The sequence below is a fragment of the Streptosporangium jomthongense genome, assembly GCF_042650425.1.
Lineage (GTDB): Bacteria > Actinomycetota > Actinomycetes > Streptosporangiales > Streptosporangiaceae > Streptosporangium.
The window spans coordinates 473,671-486,262 of sequence record NZ_JBHSBC010000032.1 but is presented as its reverse complement, the minus strand read 5'-3'; the positions used below and the strand labels follow the sequence as shown (position 1 = coordinate 486,262).

At 72.2% G+C, this 12,592-nt stretch carries 11 protein-coding genes; 8 read left to right on the top strand and 3 right to left on the bottom strand.

Annotation, left to right across the window (positions count from 1 at the left end; genetic code table 11):
• The first annotated feature begins 5 nt into the window (after positions 1-5).
• The 7 genes from ACFOYY_RS27735 (at position 6) to ACFOYY_RS27705 (ending at position 8,629) form a co-directional block, all read left to right on the top strand.
• Positions 6-863 carry an LLM class flavin-dependent oxidoreductase gene (locus ACFOYY_RS27735; RefSeq protein WP_352009887.1) on the top strand — a complete coding sequence of 286 codons (858 nt, stop codon included), beginning with the start codon at positions 6-8 and terminating at the stop codon, positions 861-863.
• An 87-nt stretch (positions 864-950) separates the two neighbouring features.
• Positions 951-2,549 carry an MFS transporter gene (locus tag ACFOYY_RS27730; RefSeq protein ID WP_386193408.1) on the top strand — a complete coding sequence of 533 codons (1,599 nt, stop codon included), beginning with the start codon at positions 951-953 and terminating at the stop codon, positions 2,547-2,549.
• 303 nt (positions 2,550-2,852) lie between these two features.
• Positions 2,853-4,289, top strand: coding sequence for an ABC transporter substrate-binding protein (locus tag ACFOYY_RS27725; protein WP_362772481.1), 1,437 nt, complete (start codon positions 2,853-2,855; stop codon positions 4,287-4,289).
• Positions 4,286-5,245, top strand: coding sequence for an ABC transporter permease (locus ACFOYY_RS27720; protein ID WP_362772478.1), 960 nt, complete (start codon positions 4,286-4,288; stop codon positions 5,243-5,245). Before ACFOYY_RS27725 ends, ACFOYY_RS27720 begins: the two co-directional genes overlap by 4 nt.
• Positions 5,242-6,087 carry an ABC transporter permease gene (locus ACFOYY_RS27715; protein ID WP_352009883.1) on the top strand — a complete coding sequence of 282 codons (846 nt, stop codon included), beginning with the start codon at positions 5,242-5,244 and terminating at the stop codon, positions 6,085-6,087. Before ACFOYY_RS27720 ends, ACFOYY_RS27715 begins: the two co-directional genes overlap by 4 nt.
• Positions 6,084-7,751 carry an ABC transporter ATP-binding protein gene (locus tag ACFOYY_RS27710; protein ID WP_352009882.1) on the top strand — a complete coding sequence of 556 codons (1,668 nt, stop codon included), beginning with the start codon at positions 6,084-6,086 and terminating at the stop codon, positions 7,749-7,751. The genes ACFOYY_RS27715 and ACFOYY_RS27710 overlap by 4 nt, the downstream gene beginning before the upstream one ends.
• Positions 7,748-8,629 (top strand): glutathione S-transferase C-terminal domain-containing protein, encoded by an 882-nt coding sequence (locus ACFOYY_RS27705; RefSeq protein WP_352009881.1) that lies wholly within the window; start codon positions 7,748-7,750, stop codon positions 8,627-8,629. Before ACFOYY_RS27710 ends, ACFOYY_RS27705 begins: the two co-directional genes overlap by 4 nt.
• Before the next feature lie 110 nt (positions 8,630-8,739).
• Here the strand turns inward: ACFOYY_RS27705 and ACFOYY_RS27700 are convergent, their stop codons facing one another.
• Both ACFOYY_RS27700 and ACFOYY_RS27695 read right to left on the bottom strand, forming a co-directional pair.
• Positions 8,740-8,982 (bottom strand): acyl-CoA carboxylase epsilon subunit, encoded by a 243-nt coding sequence (locus ACFOYY_RS27700; RefSeq protein ID WP_352009880.1) that lies wholly within the window; start codon positions 8,980-8,982, stop codon positions 8,740-8,742.
• Positions 8,983-8,990: 8 nt separating this feature from the next.
• Positions 8,991-10,589 (bottom strand): acyl-CoA carboxylase subunit beta, encoded by a 1,599-nt coding sequence (locus tag ACFOYY_RS27695; RefSeq protein ID WP_386193402.1) that lies wholly within the window; start codon positions 10,587-10,589, stop codon positions 8,991-8,993.
• 182 nt (positions 10,590-10,771) lie between these two features.
• Here ACFOYY_RS27695 and ACFOYY_RS27690 point away from each other — a divergent pair, with 182 nt between their 5' ends.
• Entirely contained in the window at positions 10,772-11,380 is a 609-nt protein-coding gene (locus tag ACFOYY_RS27690) for a response regulator transcription factor (RefSeq protein WP_352009879.1), read from the top strand.
• On the opposite strand, the gene ACFOYY_RS27685 is transcribed toward ACFOYY_RS27690, so the two are convergent.
• On the bottom strand, positions 11,345-12,283 hold the full coding sequence (locus ACFOYY_RS27685) for a sensor histidine kinase (protein ID WP_386193397.1): 939 nt from the start codon (positions 12,281-12,283) through the stop codon (positions 11,345-11,347). The genes ACFOYY_RS27690 and ACFOYY_RS27685 overlap by 36 nt on opposite strands.
• Positions 12,284-12,592: the final 309 nt, after the last annotated feature.

The following is a 12,592-nucleotide window of genomic DNA, read 5'->3' as shown; positions in this document are numbered from 1 at the left end:
CCCGCATGGACATCGGTATCGGGCTTCCCGGGCACGCCCCCTGGACACAGGGCCGGGCCCTGGTCGACTGGGCGCGCCGGGCGGAGGAACGCGGCTTCTCCACGCTCTCCGTCAGCGACCGCCTGGTCTGGACGACGCCCGAACCCCTGATCACGCTGGCCGCCGCGGCCGGGGCCACCTCCCGCATCCGGCTGCTCACCAGCGTGCTGCTGGCGCCGCTGCGGGCCAACCACGCGCTGTTCGCCAAGGCCGTGACCACCCTCGACCAGCTCGCCGGTCCCGGCAGGCTCCAGCTCGGCCTCGCCCCCGGGCTGCGGGACGACGACTTCACCGAGGGCGGCGTCGACTACGCCACCCGGGGACGGCAGTTCGACCGGCTGCTCGACCGGCTGGCCGGGGTCTCCCGGGGAGAGGACCCGGTCGGCCCCCGCGCCGCGACGGACGGCGGGATCCCGCTGCTGTTCGGCGGGCACTCGGAGGCGGCCCTGCGGCGCATCGCCACCCGGGGCACCGGGTGGATCGCCGGCGACGCGACGGTCGAGGGGGTGCGGGAGTTCACCCCCGGCCTGGCCAAGGCCTGGGCGGACGCGGGCAGGCCGGGCGCCCCGAGGGTGGTCGCGACCGTGATGTTCGCCCTGGGGCCGGACGCCCGCCGGGCGGTCTCGGCCGCCATCGAGCCCTACTACGCCTTCGCCGGCGAGGAGTACGCCTCCTACGGCGCCTCGGCGGCGCTCACCACGCCCGAGCAGATCACGACGGCGGTCGCCGGGTTCGCCGAGATCGGCGTCGACGAGCTGATCTTCGCGGGCAACGACCCCGACCCCGCCCAGGTCGACCTGCTGGCCGACACGATCGGGCTGTGAACCCGGGGGCGTGAGGACAGCCCCCATCCCACGCGGACCGTCGCGGCGCGGCGGCCTTCCGGACGAACTCGACGAAGGGATCAACCGATGGTCGCCGCTGCACCGGCGCGCGCAACCACGCGCGACTGGCTCGGCCTGGCGGTGCTGGCACTGCCGACGGTCGTGATCGCGATCAGCATGACCGTGCTGAACCTGGCCGTGCCCAAACTGAGCGCCGACCTGCGGCCCGACAGCACGCAGCTGCTGTGGATCATCGACGTCTACGGGTTCGTGATCTCCGGATTCCTGATCACGATGGGCAACGTGGGCGACCGCATCGGCCGCCGCAGGCTGCTCATCTGGGGGGCGGGCGCGTTCGGCCTGGCCAGCGCGTTCGCCGCCCTCGCCCCGAACGCCGAGCTGCTGATCCTGGCGCGGGCGCTGATGGGCGTCACCGCGGCGACCCTGATGCCCTCGACGATGTCGCTGATCCGCACCATCTTCGAGGACCCGCGTCAGCGCGCGGTCGCGGTCAGTGTCTGGATCTCCAGCTTCACCGCGGGCGCCGTGCTCGGCCCGGTCGTCGGCGGGGCGCTGCTGGAACGGTTCTGGTGGGGGTCGGTGTTCCTGCTGGCCGTACCGGTGGCCGTGCTGCTGGTCGTGCTCGGCCCGATCCTGCTGCCCGAGCAGCGCGACCCGGAGCCGGGACCGCTGGACTTCCTCAGCGCCGGGCTGCTGCTGGCGACCGTGCTGGCCGTGGTCTACGGGCTCAAGCGGATCGCCGCGGCCGGGGTGAGCCTGCCCGCCGTGGCCGTCACGGTCGCCGGGGTGGCCGTCGGCGTGGTCTTCGTCCGGCGGCAGCGGGTGCTGCGGGACCCGCTGCTGGACACCAGGCTGTTCGCCAACCGGGCCTTCACCGCCTCGCTGGGCACGACCGCCCTGGCCATCGCGGCCTCCGCCGGCATGCAGTTCTTCATCAGCCAGTACCTGCAGACGGTGCTCGGGCTGTCGCCGCTGCGGGCGGGCCTGGTGGTCGTGCCCAGCGCGGTGGCGAGCATCACCGGCACCATGCTCGCCCCGGTGCTCGCCCGCCGGATCCCCAGGGCCTACCTCATGGCGTTCGGGCTGGCCCTCTCGGCCCTGGGCATGGGGGTGCTGACACAGGTCAGCGCGGACGCCGGGGTCGGGATCGTGGTCGCGGCCACCGTGATGACCTCGCTGGGGTTCGGGCCGACGCTCGCGCTGGGCAGCGACCTGGTGCTCGGCTCGGTCCCCGTACGGCAGGCGGGGGCGGCCTCGGCGATCTCGGAGACCGGCTCCGACCTGGGTCTCGCCCTGGGCATCGCGGCCATCGGCAGCGCCGGGATGGCCGTCTACCGGGGAGAGGTGGCCGGGAACCTGCCCCGGGGCCTGCCCCCGCAGGCCGTCGCCGCGGCCCACGACACGGTGGGGGCGGCCTTCTCCGCCGCGGCGCGGCTGCCCGGTGAGCTGGGCGAGAGCCTGCGCCTGGCCGCGGGGCAGGCGTTCACCCACGGGCTGCGGCTCGCGGCGGGCATCGGCATGGTCACCGTCTTCGGGCTCGCGGTCGCGGTGGTCCTGCTGCTGCGCGGTGTACGGCCCGCGGACGCCCATGGGTCAGAGCAGTCGGATAAATCGGAGAAGCCCGAATTAGTAGAACATCGCGCCGAAGCGCCTGACATGTCATGAAAAGAAGGCTACATTTCCTACCAGGAAGATATGTAATATGGACGGCCGGCCCCGGGCCGGTTCCTGGCACGCACTACCCGTAAAGGTGCTGACGGAGTGTACTTGACCGGCAGATTCGCGCCTCCCGCGTTGCTGCTCATCACCGCCCTTGCCCTCTCCTCATGCGGCGCCGCCGCTGAAAGCGACACGAAATCCACCAAACCGGTCAGCGGGGGAATTCTTCGCTACGCGGTCAATACCGAACCGAGTAATCTCGACCCGCACGCGAGCCCCTCCGACATAACCGCCGTTTTCACTCGGCCCGTGCTCGACTCCCTGGTCTCCCTGGACCCCAAGGGCGGGGTGCACCCCTGGCTGGCGACGTCATGGCAGGTCTCGCCGGACGGGAAGAGCTACACCTTCGAGCTCCGCAAGGACGTCACCTTCAGCGACGGCACGCCGTTCGACGCCGCGGCGGTGAAGGCCAACCTCGACCACGTCGTCGACCCGAAGACCAAGTCCGAACTCGCCGCCGGGCTCATCACCCCCTACAAGGGGACCGAGGTGATCGGCCCGCACACGGTGCGCGTCGACCTCTCCCGGCCGCACTCCCCGCTGCTGTCGGCCCTGTCCACCCCCTACCTCGGCATCCAGTCGCCCGCCTCGCTGAAGCTCGGCGCCGACGCCCTGGCCAGGAAGGTCGTGGGCTCGGGGCCGTTCGTGATCGACGCCTTCACCCCGCGTCAGGGCATCACCTACCACCGCAACCCGAAGTACGCCTGGCCGCCGCGGGGCACCGCGCACACCGGCCCCGCCTACCTCGACAAACTGGAGTTCAAGGTCCTGCGGGAGGACTCCGTCCGGGTCGGCGCGCTGACCAGCGGCCAGGTCGACGCCATCGGAAGCGTCCCCCCGGTCAACGTCAGCCAGGTCAAGGCCGACTCCAGACTCTGGCTTGAGACCCGTCAGGCCCCCGGCGGCAACTACAACTACTACCCGAACACCGCCAAGGGCGTCTTCTCCGACGTCCGCGTACGGCAGGCCTTCCGCGCGGCGATCGACCTCAAGACGATCATCGGCAAGCTCTACTTCGGCGTCTTCCAGCCCGCCGCGAGCCCCATCGCGCCCAGCACCTTCGGCTACGACCCCGGCACCGAACAACTCGGTGGATACGACCCGCAGGCGGCGGCGAAGCTGCTCGACGAGGCCGGGTGGACCGCCCGCGACGCCCAGGGCTACCGGACGAAGAACGGCGAACGGCTGACCGTCCGGTGGATGTTCGTCAAGATGATCGCCCGCGAGCAGCGCGCCGTACTGTCCGAGCAGGTGCAGGCCGAGGCCAGGAAGGCGGGCATCGACGTCCAGTTCCTCGACGTCACCCCGAGCAACTACGCGCCCATCGCCCTGCGGGGCGACTACGACCTGTCCGACTACAGCTGGCAGCGGGTGGACGCCGACGCCCTGCGCGACCTGTTCGCCTCCGCCAACATCCCCAACGACCAGGGCGGCTCGGGGGCCAACGCCTCCCGCTACTCGAACAAGGACGTCGACGCCTGGCTCGACCAGACCCTCGACACCGTCGACCCGGCCAAGCGCGCCGAGCTGTACGCCAAGGTGCAGCGCAAGGTCGTCGAGGACGCCGCGGTCTTCCCCGTCTACACCTTCAACTACGTGCTCGGCGCCGCCAGGAGGGTGCACGGCGTCACCTGGGAGGCGCAGGCCTACCCGAGCTTCTACGACGCCTGGGTCGCCGCGCGATGAGCGGGACCGTCCCCGGCCTCCGCCACCGGCGCCGCCTGCGCGCGGTGCTGGTCAGGCTGGCCACCTCACTCCTGGTGATCTGGGGGGCGGCCACGGTCTCCTTCGCGGCCCTCCAGCTCACCCCGGGCAGCGTGGCCGACGCACTGGTGGGGACCTCGATCGTCTCCCCGCAGGTCAAGGCGCAGATCATCGCCGACTACGGGCTCGACAGGCCCGTTCTGACGCAGTACCTCTCCTACCTCGGCATGGTCGTCAGGGGCGACCTCGGCCACTCCTACCAGCTCAACGAGTCGGTCGGCACGGCCATCTGGTCGCAGCTGGGCGCCTCGCTCCAGCTCACCGCCGCCGGGATGGGGCTGGCGCTGGTGCTGGCGACGGTGCTGGCGCTGCTGACCGCCAAGCGCTCCCGCTGGATCCGCGGGGTCTCCTCCGGCGCCGAACTCGTCGGCACCTCCGTGCCGATCTTCTGGGTGGGCATCCTGCTGCTGACGGTCTTCTCCTTCCAGCTCGGCTGGTTCCCCGCGGCGGGCGGTGACGGCCTCGCGGGGCTGGTCCTGCCCGCGATCTCCATGGCCCTGCCCGTGACGGCCCTGCTGGCCCAGGTCATGCGGGAGGGACTGGAACGGGCGCTGGACGAGCCGTTCGTGCTGACCGCCCGCGCCCGCGGCATGTCCGACGCCGCCGTACGGCTCAGGCACGCCCTCAGACACGCCCTGCTGCCGGTCGTCACCCTGGCCGGATGGCTGTTCGGGCTGCTGCTCGGCGCCATGGTCGTGATCGAGCAGGTCTTCTCCAGACAGGGACTCGGCACGCTCATGCTCGGCGCCGTCACCGGCAAGGACCTGCCGGTCGTGATGGGCGTCACGCTGCTCACCGCGACCGTCTACGTCGTCGTCAACGCCCTGATCGACCTGCTCTACCTGGTCATCGACCCCAGGCTGAGGGAGGCCACATGACGGCCGTCACCCTGCGGGCCGCGACCCGTGAACGACCCGGCGTCCGGCCGGGCGTCTGGGCCGCGGGCATCGCGCTCTCCCTGATCGTCCTGGCCGCCGTGGCGCCCGGCCTGCTCACCGACGGCGCCCCCCACGAGTCGGACGCGCTGATGGCGCTGCAACCTCCGGGGGAGGGTCACCCGTTCGGCACCGACGCCATCGGCAGGGACGTCTTCACCCGCATCGTGTACGGCGCCCGCCAGTCACTGCTGGCCGGGGTCGGCGCCACGGTGCTCGCGGTGGGCGCGGGCACCCTGCTCGGGCTGCTGGCCGCGCTCGGCGGGCGGGTCGCCGACGAGATCATCATGCGGCTGACGGACGTGACGCTGTCGCTGCCCACCCTGCTGCTGGCCCTGCTCGTCCTGACGATCACCGGCCCCGGCACCCTCAACTCGATCTACGCCATCGCGCTGTACACGATGCCCAGCTACGCCCGGCTGGTCAGGGTGCAGACGATGGTGATCCGCCGCTCGGGCCACGTGGAGGCCGCGACCTCGCTCGGCCTCACCCGCAGCCGGATCGTCCTGCGTCACATCCTGCCCAACGCCTTCGCCCCGCTGCTGGTACTGGCCACCATCGAGGTCGGCACCGCGCTGGTCGCGGCCTCCTCGCTCAGCTTCCTCGGGCTGGGCGCCAGGCCGCCTGCCCCCGAGTGGGGGGCGATGCTGGCCGGCGGGCGGGACTACTTCTCGGTCGCGTGGTGGGTCGCGGTCTTCCCCGGCGCGGCCGTCACGCTCACCGTGCTGTCGATCACGGTCGTCGGACGCGCCCTGCAGCGGCGCCTTGAGGGGAGGGACCGATGAACGGTGACCCGCTGGTCGAGGTCGAGGACCTGACCGTGTCCTTCGGGGCGATCGAGGCCGTACGGGGAGTGTCCCTGGCGGTGAGCCCCGGCGAGTGCGTGGCGATCGTCGGGGAGTCCGGCTCGGGCAAGAGCGTCACCGCCCGCAGCCTCATCGGGCTCACCGGAGAGGGCGCCACCGTCGGCGCCGCCCGGCTGCGCGTCGGCGGGCAGGACGCCCTGGCGTTCGGCGAACGGCAGTGGCGTCAGGTGCGCGGCACCGGGATCGGCTACGTCCTGCAGGACGCGCTGGTCTCCCTCGACCCGCTGCGGCCGGTCGGCAGGGAGATCGCCGAGACGCTCAGGCTGCACCGCGCGGTGCCGCGCGCCGAGATCGACGGGCGCGTCATCGAGCTGCTGCGCGAGGTCGGGGTGCCCGAGCCCGAACTGCGGGCCGGGCAGTACCCGCACGAGCTGTCCGGCGGCCTGCGCCAGCGGGCGCTGATCGCCTCGGCCATCGCCTGCGACCCCGAGCTGCTCATCGCCGATGAGCCGACGACCGCGCTCGACGTGACCGTGCAGGCGCAGATCCTGCGGCTGCTCGACGAACGGCGGCGGGCGGGCACCGCGCTGCTGCTGATCAGCCACGACCTGGCGGTCGTCGCGCGGCTGGCCGACCGGGTGCTGGTCATGAAGGACGGGACGGTGGTCGAGGAGGGGCCGACCGGCCGGGTCCTCACCGCCCCGTCCCACCCCTACACCCGGGCGCTGCTGGCCGCCATCCCGGGAGAGCACAGCAGGGGCACCCGCCTGTCGGCGACGTCCGGGCACGTACGGCCCGAGCCGCGCCGTGCCCCGGGGGAGGTGGTGATCGAGGCGCGCGGCCTGGTCAAGGACTTCCGTGGGCGGCGCGCCGTCGACGAGGTCTCCTTCGAGCTGCGCGCGGGTGAGACGCTCGGACTGGTCGGCGAGTCGGGGTCGGGCAAGACGACCGTCGCCAGACTGGTGCTCGGCCTCCTCGAATCCGACGGCGGGCAGGCACTGGTCGAGGGCAGGACCTGGGGGGAGATGACGGCACGGCAGCGCCGCGAGGCCCGCCGTCACGTCCAGGTGGTCTACCAGGACCCGCTCAGCTCCTTCGACCCCCGCTTCAACGTCAGGCGCATCCTCGACGAGGCGCTCATGGTCGGCGGGGTGCCCCGCGCGGAACGCCGCGACCAGGCCCTGCTGCTGCTCGACCAGGTCGGGCTCGACGGCGGCGTGCTGGAACGCCGCCCCCGGCAGCTGTCGGGAGGCCAGCGGCAGCGGGTCGCCATCGCCCGCGCCCTGGCCCCGCGGCCCCGGGTGCTGGTCTGCGACGAGCCGGTCTCCGCCCTGGACGTCTCGGTGCAGGCGCAGGTGCTCGACCTGCTGGCCGACCTGCAGGCGGAGCTGGGGATGGCCTACCTGTTCGTCTCCCACCACCTGGGCGTCGTCCACCACGTCAGCGACCGGGTCGTGGTGCTCAAGGAGGGCCGCGTCGTCGAGACCGGCGACGTCGGCCAGATCTTCACCGCGCCCCGGGCCGACTACACCCGCGAACTGCTGGCCGCGATCCCCAGACTCGACCGGCCGTCCGAACAGGCGGGTACGGCCCACCTCGTCCCGGCCGCCCGGCCCCGACCAACGACGGAGGCAATCCAGTGAACGGTTCCGCGCTGAAGGGACGTGTCACCGCCGACGGCTCAAGCGGTTACCCCGCGGAGCCCGGCCGCTACCACCTCTATCTGGCCTGGTCGTGTCCCTGGGCGCAGCGGACGGCCATCGTGCGCGACCTCAAGGGTCTGCGGGAGGTCGTCACGCTGTCCTACGTCGAGGACGACCTCGGCGCCGAGGGGTGGACCTTCGGCCCTCGGCGCGGCCCCGACCCGGTGAACGGCTTCGGCCGCCTCAGGCAGGCCTACGAGGCGACCGTGCCCGGCTACGACGGCCCGGTCTCGGTGCCCGCGCTGTGGGACCGGGTGACCGGCGGCCTCGTCAGCAACGACTACGCCGCCATCACCGTCGACCTCGGCACCCAGTTCGAGGAGTGGGGCGACCCGGAGGTCCGGCTCTACCCGCCCGAGCTACGCGCGGAGATCGACAGGCTCAACGCCTACCTGCACGCCGACCTCAACGGCGGCGCCTGGGAGGTGGCGATGACCACCACCCAGAAGGGGTACGAGGCGGCGCGCGGGCGTGTCGTCGCCGTCCTCGACCGGATGGAGAGGCGCCTGGCCACCCGCCGGTTCCTGTTCGGGGACACGATCACCGAGTCCGACGTCTGGCTGTGGCCGACCCTGGCCCGCTTCGACCTCCTCGACAACCCGCTCGGGAAGATCAGCGAACGGAGCCTGAGCGACTTCCCGAACCTGTGGGCCTACGCCCGCGACCTGTACCAGCGGCCCGCCTTCCGCGACACCACGGACTTCGGGACCTTCCGCAGGGACCGCTCCTCGATCCGCAGGCCGGGTCCGGCGCGGATCGAGGTCGAACCGGTCGAGGCGGACTGGGAGCTGCCACACGGCCGCGACTCGGTCCTGTGAACGGCACGCCGCGCGTCTTCGGCGGGGCCCGCCCGCGATCCGGTCCTGTGAACGGCGCGGCCGGGCCGTTCACGCCGCGTGTCTTCGGCGGGGCCGTCCACGGTTCGGTCCTACGGGTGGCGGGACTCCCGGGGAAGCCCCGCCCAGGAGGGGTGCTCACCGGAGGCCCAGGAGCCGGGCGGACGGTAGCCGTCCAGCCCCTCCGACCATGGGACGGGCCGTGAGGCGCCCTCGCCGGGTGGTGTGGCGCCGGGTGTGCCCCGCCTGCCCAGCGCGAGCAGCACGACGGCGAGAGCGGCGAGCTCCTCGGCTCCCGCCTCGCCCCGGACGACCAGGATCGGCGTCGCTGTCATCGTCGCTGTCACTGTGGCTGGTTTCCGTGCTTGCGCGAGGGCAACACCCGGTGCTTGCCGCGCAGCATCGCCAGGGCGCCGATCAGCGCGGAGCGGGTGTCGGCCGGGTCGATGACGTCGTCGACGAGGCCGCGTTCCGCCGCGTGGTAGGGGTGCATCAGCTCCTGGCGGTACTGCTCGGTCCGCAGGTCGAAGACCGCCTTCGGGTCCTCGGCCGCGGCGATCTCCCGCCTGAAGATGACGTTCGCGGCGCCCTCGGCGCCCATCACCGCGATCTCGTTGGTCGGCCACGCCAGCGACAGGTCGGCCCCGATGGAGCGCGAGTCCATCACGATGTAGGCGCCGCCGTACGCCTTGCGCAGGACGAGCTGGACGCGGGGGACCGTGGCGTTGCAGTAGGCGTAGAGCAGCTTGGCGCCGTGCCTGATGACGCCGCCGTGCTCCTGGTCCGTCCCGGGCAGGAAACCCGGGGTGTCGACCATCGTCACCAGCGGGATGTTGAAGGCGTCGCAGAACTGGACGAATCTGGCGGCCTTCTCCGAGGCGTCGATGTCGAGCACCCCGGCGAGGCTGGCGGGCTGGTTGGCGACGATGCCGGTGACCTGCCCGTCCAGCCTGACCAGCGCGCACACGACGTTCGGCGCCCACTGCTCGTGCAGCTCCAGCATCTCGCCGTCGTCCACGATCTCCTCGATCACCGCCCGCATGTCGTAGGCGCGGCCGGTCTCGACCGGGACCAGGTCGAGCAGCCGTTCCACCCGCCGGTCCGGCGGGTCGGCGGGCGCGAGGACGGGCGCGGACTCCCGGTTGTTGGACGGCAGCAGCGACAGCAGGTACCTGACGTCCGCCAGGCAGGTCTCCTCGTCGTCGTAGACGAAGGAGCCGACGCCGGAGCGCGCGTGCACGTCGGCGCCGCCGAGCTCCTCGTGGGTGACGCTCTCTCCGGTCACCGTCTGGACCACGTCGGGGCCGGTGATGAACATCTGCGCCACCCCGCGCACCATGAAGACGAAGTCGGTGAGCGCGGGGGAGTAGGCCGCGCCCCCGGCGCAGGGGCCGACCACCACGCTGATCTGCGGGATCACCCCGGAGGCGCGGACGTTGCGCTGGAATATCCCGCCGTAGCCCGCCAGCGCCGTCACCCCCTCCTGGATGCGCGCGCCCGCGCCGTCGCACAGCCCGACGATCGGGGCGCCCGTCGTCTCCGCGAGGTCCATCACCTTGTGGATCTTCTCGGCGTGGGCCTCGCCGAGGGCGCCGCCGAAGATCCGGAAGTCGTGCGCGTAGGCGAAGACCTTGCGCCCGTGCACCCGCCCCCACCCGCACACCACGCCGTCGGTGTACGGCCTGCGGTCCTCAAGGCCGAAGCCCGTCGCGCGGTGTCTGCGGAAGGCCTCGATCTCGGTGAAGGTCCCCTCGTCGAACAGCAGCCTGAGCCGTTCCCTGACGGTCAGCTTGCCCTTGGCGTGCTGCGCCCGGGAGGCCTGCTCGCCGGGCCCCACCCTGGCACGGGCCCGCATCCACGTCAGCGCGGCGACGCGCTCGCGCATCGGAGAGGCGGGGCCCGTGGTCACGGGCTCGGGCGGTTCGTGCGTGACGGTGCTCATCGACATCCCCCTCGGCGGCTCGGCCTCCGGCGTGCGTTCGACCGGGTCCCAGCATGGCCGGAGCCGATCGAGGAACACTTGAACCAGCCTCGCACCCGACCTATTTGGTGGGATATGACGGCTTTTAAAGCGCTACAGGTGGATTTTTCGCAGAAAAGCGGCACACCAGCCAAGGGGGCGTAGTGATCCGAGTCCTGATAGCCGAGGACGTCAACATGATCCGGGGCGCACTGGTGGCCCTGCTCGAACTCGAAGACGATCTCAAGGTGGTCGCCGAGGTCGGCGACGGCGACCGGATCGTCTCCGAGGCCGTACGGCACCGGCCCGACGTGGCCCTGATCGACGTGGGCCTGCCGGGACTCGACGGCATCAGCGCCGCCAACAGGCTGCGCGAGACCCTGCCCGGATGCCGCACCCTCATCCTCACCGGCCTGGGAAGACCGGGGACGCTGCACCGCGCCATCGAGGCGAAGGTCTCCGGATACGTCCTGAAGGACGCCCCGCCTGAGGAACTCGCCCACGCCGTACGGGCCGTGGCCGACGGGCAGCACGTCTTCGACCCCAAGCTGGCGCTCGCCGCGTGGAACGACGGGGCCAACCCCCTCACGCTGCGCGAGGCCGAGGTGCTCAGGATGGCCGGGTCGGGGGCGGGAGCGCGGGAGATCGCCGCCCGCCTGTCGCTGTCGCCGGGGACCGTGCGCAACTACCTCACCGCCATCGTCGGCAAACTGCGCGCGCGCAACCTCATCGACGCGCTACGTCTCGCACAGGAATCGGGGTGGCTCTCCTGACGCCCGCTCGGCCGGGACGCCGGAGGCACCGGAGGAGCCCAGGGAGTTCGGGGACCCCGGGGAGCCGGGGGAGAAGGTGTCCCTGGGGATCGCGACCTCAAGGACGAACCGGCCGCCGGAACGGGCCGCGGAGAAACGGCCGTTGACCGTGGCGACCCGGGACGCGAGGTTGGCCAGCCCGTTGCCGTCCTTCGCCGGGCGCCAGGGGCTGCCCGGCGCACAGTCGTTCGCCAGGACCATCGTGACCGCCTCGCCCGTGGACCGGACGGAGACCTCGCACCACCGGCCGGTGCCGTGTTTGAGGAGGTTGGTGACGCCCTCGCGCAACACGATCGCCAGGACGGTCCCGGTGTCCGGGTCGAGAGGCTCGGGGGAGATGTCCGCCTCGACCCTGATGCCCAGGCCGGACAGCGTCGAGAGCACCGAGTCCAGTTCGTCCCGCAACGACATCCTGCTGTGGTTGTGCGAGAGCTCGCGGACGTCGGCCAGAGCCTTGCGTGAGATCTCGATGATCTCCGAGAGCTCCTCCCTGACCCGGGGGGACTCCGCGGGGGTGATCCGCCGGGCCAGCTCGCCCTTGAGGGCGATCGTGGAGATCCCATGGCTGAGCAGGTCGTGCAGGTCGCGGGCGATCCGCTCGCGCTCCTGCGCGATGGCGGCGGCGCACAACAGCTCCGCCCTGGCCGCCTCAAGGGCCGTCCGGTGCCCCCGCCACCTGACCAGGGCGTCTCCCAGCCGCCTCAGGGTGAGGAAACCGATCCCGGTCGCACCGGCGACGGCCAGCGCGACGACCCCGCCGAGCAGCAGGTCCTCGCCGAAACTCGCATCGAGGACACGGCCACCCCAGAAACCGCACTGGGCGGCGATCAGGACCGTCGCGAGCGAACGCAGCCGTGCGGGCATCCGACGCGGAGCATCTGACCTTGCGATTTCTTCCATCGTCACACTCCAAAGCACATGCTGGGGCGTCGACTGCAACGGATACGTAGATCAGCGGTCCATAGCAACTGTACGAGGGCCGTGCCCGGGGCTGCTCCGCGCCGCCACGGGGCCGCCGGGCGGCGGGGACGCGCTCGCAGGAGTGACGTCGTGGAGGAGTGGGGCCGGGCGCCGGGGGTGAACTCCACCCCGCGAGGGCGCCGCCGTACGGGGAGACCGGGCCGGTCCCGCGCGACCGGGGCGGGCCGTCGTGCCCGCCTGCGAGCCGGGCCC